A 17,764-nucleotide genomic window follows, 5' to 3' on the forward strand; every position below is an offset into this window, starting at 1 on the left:
ATATAAGGCGCGGTCACGCTGAACAGGCCTACTCGGAAAAACTGCGGCAGTCAACGGCCGGTTTTAAAGGTGCGTGTCGCGCTCAGTCGATGACCGCAACTTCGGTGCGCTCGGTGACCGGCAGGGCGAGTTGCTGCTCGTCGCAGATGCGCTGCAGCTTGTCCAGGGTCTCGTCTAGGCCCGCACCGATCTTGCGGCCCGGGGTGAAGGTGGCCGGCAGCTTCCGCATGCCCTGGATAACGCCGATGCACTCGTAGTGCACGGTGCCTTCGAGGTCGCAGCGGTAGTCGGGCATCCGATCCAGCACTGCCGTCAGCATGGACTTGAACACGGTACGCGCCACATTCGACCCCTTGCACCGATGCAAGCCGAGACCAAAGCTGAAGTGCCGATTGCCCTTACGATCGAGGACAATCTCGTCGGGGTCGGTGAACAGCGATGGGTCGCGGTTGGCCATGGCCCACGAAATCCACAGCCGCTCACCCTCTTTGAAATGATTGCCGTCGAGTTCGACGTCGTCGGAGAAGGTCCGGCCGTCACCGGCAGCCGGGGTGAAGTACCGCAGGAACTCCTCGGTCGCCGGGCCGAGCAGGGTGTCGCGCTCCTTGGAGAGCCGCTCGCGCTCATCGGGGTGTTCGGAAAGCCACTCCAGCGTGTGGGCCGTCAGCGCCGTCGTGGTGTCGAAGCCGCCACCGATGACCAGGCCGAGGTTGCCGAGAACCTCTAGATCGGGGGCGGGCTCACTGTCGATTCGCATCTGCAACAGGCCATTGATGATGCCGGGCCGCGGATTCTCGCGGACCTCCAACATGTTGTTGACCATGTCGAGCCCCATCTCGCGGTGCATCGCGGTGACGCGCTCGATGTCGGGGGAGTGTTCGGGGGTATAGACGGCGGCGTGGACGGGTTCGCTGTAGAGGGCCCACTTCTTCAGTGGAATGCCCAGCATCGCCAGGGTCAACACGGCGGGCACGACGTTGGCTAGGTCGTCGACGAAGTCGATGCCGCCGCCTTCGATCTTCTCGTCGAGGCAGGCCCGAGTGATGTCGTCGATAAAGGGTTCCCAGCGCTTGACCGCCGCCGGTGACAGGTAGGGGTTGAGCACGTTGCGGTACGTGCGGTGGTCGGGCTCGTCCATCTCGAGGATGCCGCCGCGCACGGCCGCGACGCGGCTGGCGGTCGGGATGGAGATGCCCTTTTAGCCGCGGCGCTCGTTGTGGATGTCGTGGTCGTTGGAGACCGCGGGGCAGCGGGCGAGTTCGAAGACTTCGTGGCTACCTGCCGCGACCCAGTGTCCACCGTAGGTCTCAGACCACGCCATCGGGCACTTGGCGTGCATCTCCGCAGTGATCTGCTTGAACTGCGAACGATACTCCGGCGCGTTTCGGTCAAAGTGATACGTCGGCTTCTTGCCGTCGCCTTCGCCCACGACATCCTCGACACTCAACGTGATGTCTCCCTTTAGGTTTCGTCCGTGATCTTGATCGCCTGCTCCGGGCAGGAGTGCGCGGCCTCGCGCACCTGGTCTTCCTGGTCGGCCGGCACCACCTCGTTGACCGCCGACGAACTGCCGTCAATATCGCTGAGCTGGAACGATTCCGGCGCAATCATCGCGCACAGGGTGTGGCCCTGGCAGCGTTCTGAATCAACCCAGACCTTCACGATGTCTCCTCCTGGGGGCTGCGGTGTGACTGGCGTTGCGGACGCCGACGTCGCTCAGGTGTTTCGACCGCCGTTGACGCCCAATATCTGACCGGTGATGTAGCCGGCTTCCTCGGATATCAGAAATGCGCACGCGGCCGCGATGTCTTCGGGCTTGCCGATCCGGCGCACCGGGGTCCGGGCGATGGTCTCGTCGATATCTCCGAGGTAACCGCGTTGCTCGGCGCTGCGCAGCATCGGGGTGTCAATGAAACCGGGCGGCACCGCGTTGACCGTGATTCCGCTCGGGCCGTACTCGAGGGCCAGCGACTTGGTGAGTCCGTTGACCGCCGACTTGGCCGCCACGTAGTGCGACATATAGGGAGCGCCGGAATGGGTGCTCGACGAGGAGATGTTGACGATTCGTCCCCACCCGGCCTCGACCATGTCGGGCAGCACCGCCTGGGTCATGTGGAAGACGCCGTGGAGGTTGACGTCGACCACGCGTTGCCAGTCCTCGAACGTGATGTTGCTGAAACGCTTGAATCCATCCAGGCCCGCGGCATTGACCAGAACGGCCACCGGCCCCAATTGCGCGCGGATCGCAGACAGCGCGGCATCCACCTGGGAGCGATCCGTCACGTCGGCGGTGAACGACAGCTCGGCGTCCGACGGCCTCAGATCGATGGTCGCGACATCGAGACCATCGGCACGCAGCCGATGGGCGACCGCCAGACCGATACCGGATCCGCCACCGGTGACCACTGCGGTCTTCACGCCACTGCCCCTGAGCCCAGTGCGGGCGTCTCAGTCACAAAGAATCTCCTTCGCAATTATGAGAACAGTACTCTCACGCCGAAGTGACGTGCAACATAGCGGGGAAACGGCTTACTGCCTGGGCTGAGGCGGCCCACACGCTATCGTGTAGCCGACACCGGCGCTGGTCAGTCCCCGTGTCCCATTCTTATGGCTTTCTTGAATTCTCGAGACTCGAATGTAAGATTCGCCGAGGATGAGAATGAAATTTTCGTGACCGCCACCACATCAGGAGCCGAATGTCAGCGCAGGTCACACTGCGGACGCCGCGGAAACGACGGGCTCGGGGGTCGACCGTGGCCTGCTGATCGATGGCCGGCTCATCATGACGGACAACCTTCGCCGTGCCGGTGATGGGAGGCAATAAATGAGGCCGTTAGAGGGCATCCGTGTGCTCGAGGTCGCCATGTACGGGTTCGTCCCGTCGGCGGGTGCCGTGTTGGCCGAATGGGGCGCGGACGTGGTCAAAGTGGAGCACGCGGTGACGGGTGACCCGCAGCGTGGGCTTCGGCAGACTGGCATGTTGCGCGTCGAAGGCGATCCGAATCCCAACATCGAGCACGCCAACCGCGGCAAGCGCAGCGTCGGACTCGACATGTCGGTTCCCGAGGGCAAGGAAGTGCTCTACGAATTGGCCCGCCGCTCGGACGTTTTCTTGACGAGCTTCCTGCCCGGTGCCAGGCAGAGGTTCGGCATCGACGTCGACGACATCCGCGCGGTGAACCCGAAGATCGTCTACGCGCGCGGCAGTGCGCTCGGGCCGCGCGGTGAGGAGGCGACGAAAGGCGGCTACGACATGACCGCCTTCTGGTGCCGGGCCGGAACAGCTGCCACGATCACCCCGATGGGGATGCCCGGCATGATCGCGCCGCCGGGGCCTGCCTACGGCGACACCATTTCCGGGACCAATCTGGCGGGAGGCATTGCCGCGGCGCTGCTCAAGCGGGAGCGCACCGGGGAACCGTCGGTCGTCGACGTGTCTTTGCTGGGCAGCGGGCTGTGGTCGATGGGCCACACGGTTGCGCTGACCAAGCATTTGAACCAGCGGCTGGAGGCTCCGCCGCCGGGTGTGCACGGTGCACCGAACAACCCGTTGGTGGGGTTATATACGACATCTGATGGCCGGTACATCTCCTTCGTGATGATGCAGCCGACGAAGTTCTGGGCTGATGTGTGCCGGCACGTCGACATGCCTGAACTGGCAGATGACCCTCGGTTTGCGAGTGTCGAAAAAATTGCTGAGAACACATCCGAGGCCGTGGAGATCTTGACCAAGGCCATCGCAACCCGCACGCTTGCCGAGTGGAGCGACCGCTTTGCCACGTTGGCCGGCCCCTGGGCGCCGGTCCAGGACACGTTGCAGGCGACCGACGATTCACAGATCCGAGCCAACGAATACCTCGTGCGCGCAGGCGAACTCGACCTGGTCGCCAACCCCGTTCAGTTCGACGTCACCGCACCGCAAACCGGACCGGCACCGGGATTTGCCGAACAAACCGACGAGATCCTGCAGGAATTGGGATTCGACTGGGACCGCATTATCGAATTCAAGGCGGCCGGCGCCGTTACTTAGAAGCGGAGCAGCCCTCAATTGTCTAAGCCGAATATCCCGGGTGTTCGCACCCGCCCGCACGATCCGGGCGCGGCGGCCAAAAGTCGTTCGATAACGGTTGCGCGATTTTTGCTTCGCCCGGACGTGGCATGAGTCACAATGACCCGACGCTTTCTCGCGCGACAGAACGGAGGACCAGCGTGATGCTGGTTGCGGCTGTCTCTCCGGCGATCGATGTCGGGATGCGGCTGCTCGGTGGGCATTTCGACATCGGCTTTCAACCGAATCTACCGGAGCCATTGCGGATGAACAAGACTGTCCGTCTCGTTACGCGGGAAGGGTCTGAGGCCGATGGTGGATAGCCGCGTCGAGCGCTGGTCGACGGGACTGCCTGCGCTGAGTTGGAAGTTCGACCTTTCGGGGCCGATGCAGGCGGTCGGTGCCCTGTTCGCAATGTCGGCCGACGCGGTGAAGTTCTTGTTCCGCCGGCCGTTTCAAGGGCGAGAGTTCTTGGAGCAGTCGTGGTTTGTCGCGCGGGTGTCGCTGGCTCCTACCTTGTTGGTGGCGATCCCGTTCACCGTGCTGGTTAGCTTCACGCTCAACATCCTGTTGCGCGAATTGGGTGCGGCGGACCTCTCTGGTGCGGGTGCCGCGTTCGGTGCTGTCACCCAGCTCGGCCCGCTCGTCACAGTTTTGATCGTGGCGGGCGCGGGTGCCACGGCGATGTGTGCGGACCTGGGGTCGCGCACGATTCGCGAGGAAATCGACGCGATGGAAGTGCTGGGCATCAACCCGATACAAAGATTAGTCACCCCGCGCATGTTGGCTTCCGGGTTGGTGGCCTTTCTGCTCAACAGCCTCGTCGTCATCATCGGCGTTGTTGGCGGGTACGTCTTTTCGGTATTTGTGCAAGACGTCAATCCCGGAGCGTTCGCCGCGGGCATCACCTTGCTCACCGGCGTCCCCGAGGTGGTCATTTCCTGCGTCAAGGCAGCCCTCTTTGGCCTCATCGCCGGCTTGGTCGCGTGCTATCGGGGCCTGTCGATCACCGGCGGCGGCGCCAAGGCCGTTGGCAATGCGGTCAACGAAACCGTCGTCTATGCCTTCATGGCCCTGTTCGTCGTCAACGTGGTCGTGACCGCGATTGGCATCAAGATGACGGTGAAGTAGGGCTGCATGGCACTACGGGCTGCATATCCGCGATTGAGCCGCCAATTCGGAAAGCCGGCCGCCTCGTTGGGCCGGATCGGTGACCACACCCTGTTCTACGGCAAGGCGCTCGGCGCGATGCCCTTCGCCGCGGTTCACTACCGGCACGAAGTCATTCGACTGATCGCCGAGATCAGCATGGGCGCGGGCACTTTGGCGATGATCGGTGGAACCGTGGTGATCGTCGGCTTCCTGACGCTGGCGGCCGGCGGCACGCTGGCCATTCAGGGTTACACCTCGCTGGGCAATATCGGCATCGAGGCGCTGACCGGCTTTCTGTCCGCGTTCATCAATGTGCGTATCGCGGCACCGGTGGTCGCCGGGATCGGCCTGGCGGCCACCTTCGGCGCCGGGGTGACCGCTCAACTGGGTGCCATGCGGATCAACGAAGAGATCGATGCGTTGGAGGCCATGGCCATTCGGCCGATTTCCTATCTGGTGAGCACCAGGATCCTAGCGGGCATGTTGGCGATCACGCCGTTGTACAGCGTCGCCGTCATCTTGTCGTTCGTGGCCAGCCAGTTCACCACGACGTTCTTGCTGGGTCAGTCGCAGGGTCTTTACCAGCACTACTTCAACACGTTCCTTAATCCGATCGACTTGTTGTGGTCGTTCTTGCAGGCCATCCTGATGGCGCTCACCACCCTACTAATCCACACCTACTACGGCTATTTCGCTTCGGGCGGGCCGGCCGGTGTGGGCAACGCGACCGGTAACGCGGTACGCACGTCGCTCATCGTCGTTGTGTCGGTAACTCTGTTGGTTTCGCTATCGATTTACGGTACGAACGGCAACTTCAACTTGTCCGGTTAGGAGGGGCAGACGTGACAGACAAGTTCGGGCCGGGCCCCATACACGTGTCTGAAGCCGCCGGTGACGCGTCTCCTGTTGCCGCGTCACCGGGACGCCATTTTGGTGCTCAGTCCTACGTACGCCCGCTTGCGGGCCTGGCCACCGTGGCCGTCGTCGTCGTCATCTTCGCGTTTGCGGTGGGCCTCTTCCGTGGCTCGTTCACCGAATCCGTTCCGGTAACCGTGATTTCGGAACGCGCCGGGCTGGTCATGAATCCAGACGCGAAGGTCAAGTTGCGCGGCGTGCAGGTGGGCAAGGTTGCCTCGATCGAGCCACTCGCCGATGGCCAGGCGGCTATTCACCTGGCCATGGACCCGTCGCAGTTGCGCTTTATTCCCAGCAATGTGTTGGTCAACATCGCGTCATCGACGGTGTTCGGCGCGAAGTCCATCCTGTTGGTCGACCCTGACCAACCCTCCGCGCAGCGGCTGCACAGCGGCCAGACTCTGCAGGGTCAGCACGTCATGGTCGAAATCAACACGGTGTTCCAGCAATTGGTGTCGGTGCTGTCGCACATCGACCCGCCGAAGCTCAACGAGTCACTGGGCGCGCTGGCGCAAGCGTTCAGTGGGCGGGGCCCGCAGCTCGGCCAGTCGCTGAGCGACCTGGATTCGTTTCTCGCCAAGCTGGAGCCGAGCCTTCCGGCGTTCCGCCATGACCTTTCGGTCCTGCCGGCGGTGTCCAACGCGTATGCCGACGCGGCACCGGACCTGCTGAGGACCGCTTCCAACGCGACCCGCATCAGCAAGACGATTGTCGAGGAACAGCACAACCTGGATGCATTGTTGATCAGCGCGATCGGCTTGGCCGATATCGGCAACGATGTGTTCTCGGCGAACCGCCAACCGTTGACGGACGTGATGCACCTGCTGGTGCCGACCACCAATCTGACCAACGAATACAGCCCGGCGCTCACCTGTGCTCTCGGCGGGATGGTCAATATCTCGCACAGCGCGCCGTTGTCGGAGCCGAGCATCAACATCTCGGCGAGTCTTACGTTGGGCGCCGAACGTTATCGGTATCCGACTAACCTGCCGAAGGTTGCGGCGACGGGCGGCCCGCGCTGCGTGGGTTTGACGCCGGTAAGCGAACACGATGGTATGCGGATACCGTTCAACACGAACCCGCCGCAGTTGATTGCCGATACCGGCGCCAACGCGGTGGGTTACGGAAACCCGCAGGTGCTGCTCAACTTCGACGGGCTCAAGCAGCTGCTGTACGGCCCGATCGCCGGCCCGCCACGCAACCCGGCTCAGATCGGACAACAGGGATGAGTACGCGCGCAACGCTGATCAAGTTCGGCATCTTCGCGGTCGTAATGGCGATGCTGACCTCGTTCCTGTTCTTCATCTTCGGCCAGTACCGGACGGGCTCGACGAACGAGTATTCGGCGGTATTCACCGACGTGTCGCGCCTCAAGGTGGGGCAGTCGGTGCGGGTCGCCGGGATCCGGGTGGGAACGGTCAACAGCGTTTCGCTGCAGCCGGACAAGAAAGTTGTGGTGAAGTTCGACGTCGACCACAACATCGTGCTCACCGAGGGCACCAGGGCGGCGGTCCGCTACCTCAACCTGGTGGGCGATCGCTATCTCGAGCTCATCGATGGCCCGGGTTCAAGCAAGCGCATGGCGGACGGCGCCCAGATTCCCGTCAACCGGACCGCGCCGGCGCTTGACCTCGACCTGCTGCTGGGCGGACTCAAACCGGTTACCCAGGGTCTGAACGCGCACGATGTCAACGCGCTGACCTCAGGGCTGTTGCAGGTCTTCCAGGGCCAGGGCGGGACTCTCGACTCGCTGTTCTCCAAGACGACATCGTTTTCAAATGCCTTGGCCGACAACGATCAAACCGTGCAACAACTGATCGACAATCTCAACATCGTGGTCGGCACGGTTGCCAAGGATGGAAAGCAGTTCGATGGCACCGTCGATCGGCTCGAGCAGCTGATCAGTGGGCTGGCAAACGATCGAGACACGATCGGGTCCGCCATTGACGCCTTGGACCGGGGAACCACTTCGCTGGCGGATTTGCTGGCCAGCGCGCGACCGCCGTTGTCCGGCACCATCGCTCAGCTGAATCGACTGGCGCCGATCCTCGACAATGACAGGGACCGCCTCGACACCGCAATTGGCAAGGCGCCCAAGAACTACCGCAAGCTGGTCCGACTCGGCGTGAACGGCGCCACCGTTCCGTATTACCTCTGCCAGTTCGGGATCCGCGGCACGGATCTTCAGGGTAAGACCGTGCGCGCCAATATCTACAGGTCAGACGCGGGAAGGTGCACGGAGCCCTAATGCTGAAGTATCGCGGAGGCGGGCGAGTCAAGGCGGGATTCATCGGCGTCGCCCTGGCGGTGATGATCATCCTGGTGGGCCTATCGCCGGACCGGTTCGTTGCCTGGGCGACGATGGTCCGCTACCAGGCGCTGTTTACCGAAGCCGGCGGCATTGCGACGGGCAACCCCGTGATCGTTTCGGGGGTGAAGGTCGGAACGGTATCGGACGTGTCGCTGCGGCACGGCGATGCGCTGGTGACGTTCACGACGAAGGGCGACGTCCTGCTCGGGTCGGAGACCACCGCACACATCCGCACCGGCTCGCTGCTAGGCGAGCGGATGCTGACCCTGGAGTCCTCCGGTGGCGGCACGTTGCATCCGATGAGTCTGATCCCGGTCTCGCGCACGTCCTCGCCGTACTCACTGACCGAAGCGGTCAGCGACTTCGCTTCGGACACCGCGGGAACCGACACCGCCTCACTGAATCAGTCGTTGGACACCCTGGCGTCGACACTCGACCAGATCGCGCCCCAGATGGGCCCGGCCTTCGACGCACTCACCCGGTTGTCACGCACCCTCAACAGTCGTAATAGGAACCTGGGCGATCTCTTCAAGAGCGCGGGCGACGTCACCGGGATACTTTCCGAACGCAGCCAGCAGGTCAACAAGCTCATCCTGAACTCCGACTCTCTGCTGCAAGTACTGGTGGCCCGGCGACAAGAGATCGTGGACCTGCTGGCCAGCACGTCGACGGTGGCCAAGCAGTTGACGGCGTTGGTGCACGACAACGAAGCAACGTTGGCACCAACGCTGGAGAGGCTGAATCGGGTGACCGAGGTGCTGCAGAAAAACCGTGACAACATTGGCAAAGCGCTGCCGGGTCTCGCCAAATTCCAGATCACCGTCGGTGAGGCCATCTCCAGCATGTATGCCTACTCGGCGTTCGTCCCGAACTTCCTTGTCCCACAACTCTTCCAGGAATTGTTCGACTACCTGTGGGGCTTCCGCACCTTCGACACGGCCCGCGGTCCCGGCTTCCCGTCGCCGATACCTCGGGCGCTGACCCCCTGGCCGTACAACTCCATTCCGATGTGCCCGACCTGCACGATGGGTGGCAGGATCGGAGGATCACAATGATCTCCCGGATCCCCCGCAACAGGCTGACAACCGTCACGGCGGCTGTCTTGGTCGGGCTCATCGTTGCCGGCGTCGCAATGGTCGTCCGCAACACGTTCTTCGGTCCACGAACGATTACCGCCTACTTCGCCACCGCCACCGCCATCTATCCCCATGACGAGGTGCGGGTATCCGGTGTCAAGGTCGGCAACATCAAATCCATTGAGCCGCAGGGCACCCGGGCTAGGTTGACCCTCGAGGTCGACCGCGACGTACCCATTCCGGCGGACGCAAAGGCGATCATCGTCGCCCCGAACTTGGTGGCCGCCCGTTACGTTCAGCTGTCGCCGGCCTATCGGGATAAGGGGCCGGTGATGCACGACGGGGCCGTCATCCCGGTCGAACGTACTGCGGTGCCGGTCGAATGGGACGAGGTCAAAACCCAGTTGATGCGGCTGGCAACGGATCTGGGACCCAAGAGCGGAGTATCGGGCACATCGGTGGGTCGCTTCATCAACAGTGCCGCCGACGCTCTCGACGGCAACGGCGACAAGCTGCGGCAGACACTCGGGCAACTGTCGGGGGTGGGCCGGATCCTCGCCAACGGCAGCGGCAACATCGTCGACATCATCAAGAACCTGCAGACCTTCATCGGCGCGCTGCGCGACAGCAATGTCCAGCTCGTGCAGTTCAACGACCGCCTGGCGACGCTCACCAGCGTGGTCAATGACAGCAAATCCGACCTGGACGCGGCGCTGGCCGACCTGTCGACGGCGGTCGGCGAGGTGCAGCGATTCATCGCCGGGACTCGCAACCAGACCAGCGAGCAGATTTCCAGGCTGGCCGACGTCACACAGAACCTGGTCGATCACCGCATGAACCTGGAAAACATCCTGCACGCAGCACCGAACGCGTTCGGCAACTTCTTCAACGACTACAACGCCGACACCGGAACCATCGTGGGAGGGTTCGGGCTCATGAATATGGCGAATCCCACCTGGGGCGGTCAGGTTCTGGTGTCCGTGCCAGGCTGCGACCAAATCGGCGCCATCGAGAACGTCACCGCGGTCGAATCGGGCAAGCTGTGCGCCCTGTTCCTCGGTCCCGGATTGCGGCTGCTCAACTTCAATAACTCGCCACTTCCCCTCAACCCAGTTCTCGCCAAGTCGATGGACCCGTCCAAGATTCTCTACACCGAACAGCGGCTGGCGCCCGGGGGCGAGGGCCCGAAGCCGGGACCGCCCGAAATCCCGCCCGCGGTGTCGGCCTACACCGGCCTGCCGGGTGATCCGGTGGGACCGCCAGGGTCGGTGCCACTAGAGCGGATACCGGGTGCGGCGATGCCGCTGCCGCCCCCACCGTCGACACCGATGCCACCACCGCCACCGCCCGCGGCGGGCCTGCTGCTGCCAGCAGACGGGCCCCAGCAGTGATCGCCGGGGCTGCGGTTCGGCGGGTGCTGACCGTCGGTTGTTGTGTGGTGTTGACCTCGACGGCCTGTGCATTCCACGGCCTGAATTCACTACCGTTGCCCGGTGCGGTCGGGCGCGGGCCGGGAGCCAACATCTTCCACGTCGAGCTGCCGAATGTTGGCACGATGGAATCGAATTCGCCGGTGATGATCAACGACGTCGTCGTCGGCAGTGTCGGTGAGATGCGGGTGCAAGGCTGGCACGCCGACGTCGAGATCTCGGTCAAGCCCGACGTGGTGGTCCCAGCCAACGTGGTGGCCACCGTCGGCCAAACCAGCCTGCTGGGCTCGATGCATGTGGAGCTCAATACTCCGGTGGGCGAGTCGGGTAGCGGACAGCTGAAGCCGGGCGCCACCATCCCGCTGAGCCGCTCAACAGCCTACCCGTCGACCGAGCAGACATTGTCGTCGTTGGGCGCGGTCGTCAACGGCGGCGGACTGGGTCAGATCGGGGAGGTCATCCATAACTTCTCGGCCTCGTTGTCCGGGCGTGAGGGTGCGGTGCGTGATCTGCTGACTCGCCTGGACACGTTCGTCGGGACCTTGGACGATCAGCGCGACAACATCGTCGACGCCATCCACGCGCTGAACCGGCTTGCCGGCACCTTCGCTGACCAACGTGACGTCATCACTGAGGCGCTGAACAAGATTCCGCCGGCACTCGATGTGTTGGTCAAGGAGCGGCCGCGCCTGACCGAGGCCCTGGATCATCTTCGCGCGTTCAGCAATACGGCCAACAGGTTGGTCAACGACGCTCAGGCGGACCTGGTGAAGAACCTGCAGAACCTGGAGCCGACCATCAAGGCGCTTGCCGATGTCGGACCGGAGTTCGGCGCGGCCATCGCGGCGTCGTTCGTGTTCCCGTTCAGCCAGAACTTCGTCGACCGCGCGGTCCGGGGCGACTATTTCAACCTGCACTTCGACTTCGACTTGACGATTCCACGGCTCAAGAAGGGTCTGCTGCTGGGGACCCATTGGGGACAGCTGGACATGCCCGTGCCACCGGTGCCCGGCGACCCGTATCGCATGAACTACACCCTCGGTCCGCTACATAACCCGCTGAGGCCACCGTGGGTCGACCCCAACGCGTTGCCGCTGCCGCCACCCCCGCCGGGTGCCGTGCCGTCACCGGGGGTGGGGAACTATGGACCGCTACCCGGGCCTGCGCCGGGTCCGGTTCCGGCGCCTGATGCCGTTCTTGGTCAAGCGCCACCGCCAGCAGAGGCACCTTCGATGGGAGCGGGTGGATAGATGCTGACGCGCTTCGTTCGGATCCAGCTGGCGATCTTCATGATCGTCGGGACCATTGGCGTGATCGCGATGGTTCTCTTCTACATCCAAGCGCCGACCCTGCTGGGCATCGGCCGGATGACGGTGACGCTGGAGTTGCCCGCCACCGGCGGTCTGTACCAATTTTCCAACGTGACCTACCGTGGGGTTCAGCTCGGCAAGGTCACCTCGGTGGGGCTGACGCCGACAGGCGCGAAAGCGACACTGTCGCTTAGCACTTCACCTAAAGTGCCCGCGGACCTGACGGCGCAGGTGCTCAGTGTCTCCGCGGTGGGTGAACAGTACGTGGACTTGCGGCCCAAGACCGACTCGGCGCCCTACCTGCACGACGGCTCGGTAATCTCCATGCGCGACACGACGATTCCGCAGGCGGTCGCCCCGATGCTCGAACAGCTCAATGCGTTGGTTGGCAGCATTCCGAAGGAAAAGCTCGGCCAATTGCTCGACGAGACCTTCCAGGGATTCAACGGTGCCGGTTACGACTTGGGATCACTCATAGATTCCTCGAAGATACTCGCTCGCGACTCGAACGCCATCGTCGATCGCACCAAAGCCCTCACCGAAGACAGCGGGCCGTTCCTGGATTCTCAGGCGAAAACCACCGATTCGATCAGGACATGGGCGCGCAGCTTCGCCGGCATCTCGGATGTGTTGGCGAACAACGATTCCCACTTCCGCACGCTGCTGGAAAATGGCCCCGGCGCGGCGGACGAAGCGTCCAGCCTTCTGCAGCAAATCAAACCGACGCTGCCGGTGTTATTGGCGAACCTGACCACCATTGGGCAGATCGGCGTCACGTATCACCCCTCGCTAGAACAGCTGCTGGTGTTGCTGCCGTCCGGGGTCGCCATCGAGCAGGCGGCTCAGGGTGAAAACCATCCCGACGGTAGGGCTTACGGTGACTTCGCAGCCACAGTCGACGATCCGCCCATTTGCACCGTCGGTTTCATGCCTCCCAACACGTGGCGGTCCCCGGACGACCTGACCGACATCGACACGCCGGACGGATTATATTGCAAACTGCCGCAGGATTCGCCGCTCTCGGTTCGAGGTGCCCGCAACTACCCGTGCATGGGCCACCCGGGCAAGCGCGCGCCCACCGTCGAAATCTGCAACAGCGACAAGCCTTACATGCCTTTGGCGATGCGCCAGCACACCCTCGGTCCCTACCCGCTGGATCCGAACCTGCTAGCTCAGGGCATACCACCCGATGACCGGGTTACGTCCAACGACAGGATCTTTGGTCCGATCGAGGGCACGCCGTTGCCGCCGGGCGCGGTGCCGCGTGGCACACCTGCAGGACCCCGGGGAGAAAGTCCGCCATCGGGCACGGCTGGGGCCGCTGTTCCTCCCGTGCCGTCGTCGGGGCTACGGCTGGCGATCTCGCCAATGTCGGCTGACATTCCGGCTTTTGCGCCACTCGACGTCGCCGCACCGGGTGAGCTTCCGGCCCCCCCGCCAGCACCAGCGGCGGCGCCGGCACCGGAGCCCGCGCCCGCGCCGATGGATCAGGTCGACGGTCCACAGCCGCAGGCGGCGCCAAGTTCGTTCGGCGCCAACGCGTCTAAGCCTGCGCCGTCGGTCGTGGTGGCGAAGTACGATCCGCGCACTGGCCGCTATATCGGTCCGGACGGAAAGTTGTACCAGCAGTCGGATCTCGTTGCCTCGAAGGCGCCCAAGACGTGGAAGGACATGCTTCCCACCTGATTTCACGGTGAGCCGCCGCCGCCCGTGAAACGGCCCGAGGAAACGGATTAAGAAGCTATGGCCGGCCGGTCAGGACAGGCGGTCTAAGCGCAGCGGCATCGTGATATCTAGCCAATTGTTTTGCCCGCAGGCGCCGCTCGGGCCGACCGTCTTGTCCTTGCCCGAAAACACAGGCGACCCTAGATGATATCCACCATTCTCGTTCACCGGGTAGAAAAAGAAAGCCTGCATTCCGGAGAACGCGGTGCCGTCTGCGCACCGCTCCCAGTTCGGCACTTCGTGTTTCACCTTCCACATCTCCCCATCGAGCATGTAGAGAGGCGCGCTCCATCCCTGGTCGCTCGTCACCGTGCCATGGCATTCCTGGGTCGAGACGCATGTCGAGGTGATAGTCCAGACTTGGTAGACCGTCGGCTCACCGAAGTACTGATCATTTCTCTGGGCGTAGTCACCGATGGACGTGGCGCGGAATGTTCCGTTGAGTTCCACGTCTTCCTTGGTTATTGCGTGGGCCGTGGGTGCAGTCTCCAAACCACCGAATGCAATGGCGGCCATCAGCATTGCGGTGATGAGGGATTTAGTTGAACGCATCAGGTGCTCCTCGAAGCGCATAATCCGGCAGTGCCTCTGGCAACTATTCCGCCATCGGTTGCTGCGTTCTCGACCGATGACGTTACACCGCCTTGCCCGACCAGGTAATGGTTGGACAAGTTTTGCCACCCTTATCCCGCCGGATCGAATTTCGCGATCCGCCAAGAACCACTGACCTTGGTCAGTCTCACCAGGACCGCGCTCTGGGTCTTCGTGGGATCTTTCTTTTCCATGCTTGCCGTGGTCTGGTCGACGAAAACCAGCACGCCGGCCGAATCGGCATGCAATTCCATAACCGCGGCCCGAATCACCCTGGCGCTCGCCGTGAGATGTCCTTGCTTTGCCGTCGGCGCGACGACGTCGGCGGTGAATTTGTCGTAATACGCGAGGAACTCGCCGGTGAGATAGGGTCTCGCTCTCGCGAAATCGCTATCCAGATGGTCGTAGGAATAGGACAGCACCGCGACGGCACCGTCTGACGCGAACTGGATGGCCCGGTGTGCGGCCGCGTCGTCGACCTGCTGGTCCGGCCGGTACAGCATCAAGTACACACCGGTAGCGACTCCGACGAAAGCAACGACAACCGTTGCCGCGAGTATCGAACGCCACCTTGCCAAATACCAACGGGCCCAGCGCCGATTCGCTGCCAACCGGCGCCAGCGTGCCGATTCCTCACCGGCCGGTGGCTGTGACCGATCCTCGTCGGCGGGTGGAATCTGCGTGCCGTCAGTTGGTGTTTCGGCGCTGTCGAGCGACGAACCACGCTTGACAGTCATGACAGGAATTCAACTTTCGATATCTTGAGCTGACCGCCGTCTCGTTCCATGTTGACGCTGGCCCGGAACAAGGCCGGGGGCGGTTTGACGTCATCCGGTCCAGTGGCATCGGTTCTTGCCGCCACGAGCACGGCTCCCGAATCGTCGCTCACCGACTCGACGGCGACGGCTTCCACGTTGACCTTGCTGCCAACCTTGGTGTCCTCGGCCTTCTTGACTATGAGAACTGACAGGGCCGAAAGCATGTTCTTTTGGTCGCCCGTCGAGGCATCGATCATCCGCTGGACGCTGTCCTTCGCATGGTCGGGGTCAATCGTCATCAGCGCTGTGATCCCTTGCCGGGCGGCCGCGGTGAACTCCGCGGTGAGCTGCCGTTTGTGCAGCGCGATCCGGTGCTGCCACAGCATGTAACCGGTCGCGCCGAGGGAAGCGAAGGTGAGCACGATGCCGATGCCAACAGCTACTGTTTTCCGCCCTGGGTGGTGCAGCCACCGCGGACGTTTGGGACGCCAGGACAACCAGCGTCGTTTCCGGCTCGGCTTCGTGCCATTCGCCGCGTCGTCAACGTCGCCAGCTTCCCGGCGCAGCCGCGCGACGCGTGCCCGGGCCGCCTCAGCGCGCGCTTCAGCCTCGGCAACTTCGTCCTCTGCGTATGCAGCCAACGCGGGAGCCACATCGCCGGAATCGATCCCTGAGCGCGACCGCGGTTCGGTGGCATAGGCTATATCCGTCGAGTCACCACAATCGTCGGCGTCGGGCCCGTCCGGATCGTGCACGGAGAAGCAGCTTATCACTTGGGCCTGGCTTCAATGCCGTTGTCGGGCAGCTGCCGCGCGGCTCTTACATGTGGAAATGTCCGCCTTGTGAAAAGGCGAACTAGCGGTCGGATGGTTTCGCGCGAATAACGACTAGCGCTCAGGCAATCGGCAGTGGCTCGGTTTGAAACCGAGTAGCGTGAGGCGAGCATATTCGGCATGACCCCAAGACGTTTCGGGAGAAGATCGTGATGCAGATCCTTAATTTAAGCAACCGAGTTACTGCGTCGATCGGCATGGGCGTCGCCGTCTTGCTCATCGCCCCGGTCGTGCTGATGGGGGCATCGTTTGCTCACGCTGACACTGGCATCGATGGCTACATTCGTTGCGTAGGCGGCGACACGAAGCCGCCGCCGCCGGGGGTAGATGCAGAATATTGGTTTCCAAGCGTTCATGTGATCACAAACGATTTCGATGGTGGAGTTCCCTCTGCCCAAATAATTCAGAGATTAGTGGACATGGGAGTCAAGCCCAGCGATGCTGCCACCCGAGTGCAGTGTTTTCTGGCCAACCAGCCGCGGGGGATGGGGCGGTGACGCCGGCAAGGCATGAAGCCGGCTAAGCGTGGCGGGGAGGTCAAACTGACCCACAATCATCTTCTCCAAGCAGGAGAATTTTCTTTTCGGGTGTGACAAAGTAATCGGGTGCGATTAATCGTGGCCCTGTTTGCCGCGTTGCTCGGCGCCGGTGTGCTGGCGGCGCCGCCATCCTTCGCCGGGCCGACCGTCTGCGACTACCCCGACTGCACGCCGGGCATCATGGCGCATCAGGTCCTCGGGGCGCCGTGTGACAACACGACGTACTACGCCTTCGGTGTCGCGGATGGTTACGTCTCCTTCGCCTCGCAGCCCGGCCGGCTGATGTTCTGCGGTTCGCCGCGGAGATATCAGCCGCGCTGGTTCCGCTCACCTCCGATGGCGGGAGTCAAGGAGGAAGGCGCCAACTGCCAGAATTACCAGAACTACGTCGCGCAGGCGCCCGACGGCCTCTTCCTCATCTGTTTTGCCCACGACGGCATCCTGAGTTGGGTTCGCGCCGACACGTAGCCTCACTCCGCGGCTTCTGGATGCAGACCGAGCAAACGCCGGATCATGGCGGTAAGACGCTCGAGCAGGGTGTCGTCGTCGATGTCGGCCAGCAGCGGGTGCATGACGGCGGTGCTGATCGCGCCGGAGAACATGGCCGCCTCGATCCGGCCGTCGAGGCCGGCATCGCTCAGCAGCCCGTCATACAACCGGTCCATAAAGCGTTGAAATGGCTTGTGTTCGGCGAGTAACCGAACCACCACGGGATCGAACTGCAGCGTGCGGACTAACCGACGGTCGCGGACCGCCATCTCAACGACGCCCTGCAGCAGCGCATCCCGGGCCTGCGGTCCGTTGCCGTGCGCCTCGGCTGCCTCCAGCGCCGGCAGCAGCCGTCCGAGCTCGCGCTCGGTAACCGCGATCACGATCTGATCCTTGGTCCGAAATTGGTGGTACACAGCCGCTTTCGTGATCCCGACGGCGTCGGCGATCATCTGCAGCGACGTACCACTGACACCATGCTGCGCGAACAGGTCGAGCGCGGCATCGAGTACCCGCGTTCGGGCAGGGCTGTAGTGAACAACTCTCAGCGTTTCATCGCTGACCGGCCGCTGCGCTGTTCCCACGGA

At 63.1% G+C, this 17,764-nt stretch carries 17 protein-coding genes and 1 pseudogene; 11 read left to right on the top strand and 7 right to left on the bottom strand.

Annotated elements, in window-relative coordinates; translation table 11 throughout:
* Positions 1-82: 82 nt before the first annotated feature.
* From G6N54_RS22965 to G6N54_RS22975, 3 genes and pseudogenes are all read right to left on the bottom strand, one after another.
* Positions 83-1,447: pseudogene (locus G6N54_RS22965) on the bottom strand (cytochrome P450).
* A 14-nt stretch (positions 1,448-1,461) separates the two neighbouring features.
* Positions 1,462-1,662: a ferredoxin gene (locus tag G6N54_RS22970; RefSeq protein WP_163792262.1), complete on the bottom strand. Its 201-nt coding sequence runs from the start codon at positions 1,660-1,662 to the stop codon at positions 1,462-1,464.
* 54 nt (positions 1,663-1,716) lie between these two features.
* Entirely contained in the window at positions 1,717-2,418 is a 702-nt protein-coding gene (locus tag G6N54_RS22975) for an SDR family NAD(P)-dependent oxidoreductase (RefSeq protein WP_163792264.1), read from the bottom strand.
* 406 nt (positions 2,419-2,824) lie between these two features.
* On the opposite strand from G6N54_RS22975, the gene G6N54_RS22980 reads away from it, so the two are divergent.
* The 9 genes from G6N54_RS22980 (at position 2,825) to G6N54_RS23020 (ending at position 13,928) form a co-directional block, all read left to right on the top strand.
* The gene (locus G6N54_RS22980; RefSeq protein ID WP_163792266.1) at positions 2,825-4,030 is read left to right on the top strand and encodes a CaiB/BaiF CoA transferase family protein; all 1,206 of its coding nucleotides are present in this window, start codon (positions 2,825-2,827) and stop codon (positions 4,028-4,030) included.
* 330 nt (positions 4,031-4,360) lie between these two features.
* A complete protein-coding gene (locus G6N54_RS22985) occupies positions 4,361-5,179 on the top strand; it encodes an MlaE family ABC transporter permease (protein WP_163792268.1) in 819 nt (272 codons plus the stop codon).
* A 6-nt stretch (positions 5,180-5,185) separates the two neighbouring features.
* Complete coding sequence (locus tag G6N54_RS22990) at positions 5,186-6,031, top strand: ABC transporter permease (protein WP_163792273.1); 846 nt, start codon at positions 5,186-5,188, stop codon at positions 6,029-6,031.
* A gap of 134 nt (positions 6,032-6,165) precedes the next feature.
* The gene (locus tag G6N54_RS22995) at positions 6,166-7,344 is read left to right on the top strand and encodes an MCE family protein (protein ID WP_163794909.1); all 1,179 of its coding nucleotides are present in this window, start codon (positions 6,166-6,168) and stop codon (positions 7,342-7,344) included.
* On the top strand, positions 7,341-8,363 hold the full coding sequence (locus tag G6N54_RS23000) for an MCE family protein (protein WP_163792276.1): 1,023 nt from the start codon (positions 7,341-7,343) through the stop codon (positions 8,361-8,363). The genes G6N54_RS22995 and G6N54_RS23000 overlap by 4 nt, the downstream gene beginning before the upstream one ends.
* Positions 8,363-9,481, top strand: a complete 1,119-nt coding sequence (locus G6N54_RS23005) for an MCE family protein (protein ID WP_163792280.1) — start codon at positions 8,363-8,365, stop codon at positions 9,479-9,481. Before G6N54_RS23000 ends, G6N54_RS23005 begins: the two co-directional genes overlap by 1 nt.
* Positions 9,478-10,893, top strand: coding sequence for an MCE family protein (locus G6N54_RS23010; protein WP_163792283.1), 1,416 nt, complete (start codon positions 9,478-9,480; stop codon positions 10,891-10,893). Before G6N54_RS23005 ends, G6N54_RS23010 begins: the two co-directional genes overlap by 4 nt.
* Complete coding sequence (locus tag G6N54_RS23015; RefSeq protein ID WP_163792286.1) at positions 10,890-12,182, top strand: MCE family protein; 1,293 nt, start codon at positions 10,890-10,892, stop codon at positions 12,180-12,182. Before G6N54_RS23010 ends, G6N54_RS23015 begins: the two co-directional genes overlap by 4 nt.
* Positions 12,183-13,928 (top strand): MCE family protein, encoded by a 1,746-nt coding sequence (locus tag G6N54_RS23020; protein WP_163792289.1) that lies wholly within the window; start codon positions 12,183-12,185, stop codon positions 13,926-13,928. It begins immediately after the preceding gene.
* 69 nt (positions 13,929-13,997) lie between these two features.
* On the opposite strand, the gene G6N54_RS23025 is transcribed toward G6N54_RS23020, so the two are convergent.
* The 3 genes from G6N54_RS23025 to G6N54_RS31730 all read right to left on the bottom strand — a co-directional run bounded on the left by G6N54_RS23025 (position 13,998) and on the right by G6N54_RS31730 (position 16,071).
* The gene (locus G6N54_RS23025) at positions 13,998-14,519 is read right to left on the bottom strand and encodes an Rv2253/PknI dimerization domain-containing protein (RefSeq protein ID WP_163794910.1); all 522 of its coding nucleotides are present in this window, start codon (positions 14,517-14,519) and stop codon (positions 13,998-14,000) included.
* Between the two features lie 131 nt (positions 14,520-14,650).
* Entirely contained in the window at positions 14,651-15,295 is a 645-nt protein-coding gene (locus tag G6N54_RS23030; protein ID WP_163792292.1) for a hypothetical protein, read from the bottom strand.
* Entirely contained in the window at positions 15,292-16,071 is a 780-nt protein-coding gene (locus G6N54_RS31730) for a hypothetical protein (protein WP_163792295.1), read from the bottom strand. The genes G6N54_RS23030 and G6N54_RS31730 overlap by 4 nt, the downstream gene beginning before the upstream one ends.
* A gap of 275 nt (positions 16,072-16,346) precedes the next feature.
* Between G6N54_RS31730 and G6N54_RS23040 the strand changes: the two genes are divergently transcribed.
* Positions 16,347-16,646, top strand: coding sequence for a hypothetical protein (locus G6N54_RS23040; protein WP_163794911.1), 300 nt, complete (start codon positions 16,347-16,349; stop codon positions 16,644-16,646).
* 108 nt (positions 16,647-16,754) lie between these two features.
* On the top strand, positions 16,755-17,156 hold the full coding sequence (locus G6N54_RS23045; protein ID WP_232072935.1) for a hypothetical protein: 402 nt from the start codon (positions 16,755-16,757) through the stop codon (positions 17,154-17,156).
* A 2-nt stretch (positions 17,157-17,158) separates the two neighbouring features.
* Here the strand turns inward: G6N54_RS23045 and G6N54_RS23050 are convergent, their stop codons facing one another.
* Positions 17,159-17,761, bottom strand: a complete 603-nt coding sequence (locus G6N54_RS23050) for a TetR/AcrR family transcriptional regulator (protein WP_163792297.1) — start codon at positions 17,759-17,761, stop codon at positions 17,159-17,161.
* Positions 17,762-17,764: the final 3 nt, after the last annotated feature.

The organism is Mycobacterium stomatepiae, assembly GCF_010731715.1.
Classification (GTDB): Bacteria; Actinomycetota; Actinomycetes; order Mycobacteriales; family Mycobacteriaceae; genus Mycobacterium; species Mycobacterium stomatepiae.

Excerpts from the sequence above, each read along its gene's own strand:
- G6N54_RS23010 (WP_163792283.1), top strand. The coding sequence starts at position 9,478 with ATGATCTCCCGGATCCCCCGCAACAGGCTGACAACCGTCACGGCGGCT.
- G6N54_RS23000 (WP_163792276.1), top strand. The coding sequence starts at position 7,341 with ATGAGTACGCGCGCAACGCTGATCAAGTTCGGCATCTTCGCGGTCGTA.
- G6N54_RS22985 (WP_163792268.1), top strand. The coding sequence starts at position 4,361 with ATGGTGGATAGCCGCGTCGAGCGCTGGTCGACGGGACTGCCTGCGCTG.
- G6N54_RS23020 (WP_163792289.1), top strand. The coding sequence starts at position 12,183 with ATGCTGACGCGCTTCGTTCGGATCCAGCTGGCGATCTTCATGATCGTC.
- G6N54_RS23025 (WP_163794910.1), bottom strand. The coding sequence starts at position 14,519 with ATGCGTTCAACTAAATCCCTCATCACCGCAATGCTGATGGCCGCCATT.
- G6N54_RS23005 (WP_163792280.1), top strand. The coding sequence starts at position 8,363 with ATGCTGAAGTATCGCGGAGGCGGGCGAGTCAAGGCGGGATTCATCGGC.
- G6N54_RS23040 (WP_163794911.1), top strand. The coding sequence starts at position 16,347 with ATGGGCGTCGCCGTCTTGCTCATCGCCCCGGTCGTGCTGATGGGGGCA.
- G6N54_RS23030 (WP_163792292.1), bottom strand. The coding sequence starts at position 15,295 with ATGACTGTCAAGCGTGGTTCGTCGCTCGACAGCGCCGAAACACCAACT.
- G6N54_RS22980 (WP_163792266.1), top strand. The coding sequence starts at position 2,825 with ATGAGGCCGTTAGAGGGCATCCGTGTGCTCGAGGTCGCCATGTACGGG.
- G6N54_RS22990 (WP_163792273.1), top strand. The coding sequence starts at position 5,186 with ATGGCACTACGGGCTGCATATCCGCGATTGAGCCGCCAATTCGGAAAG.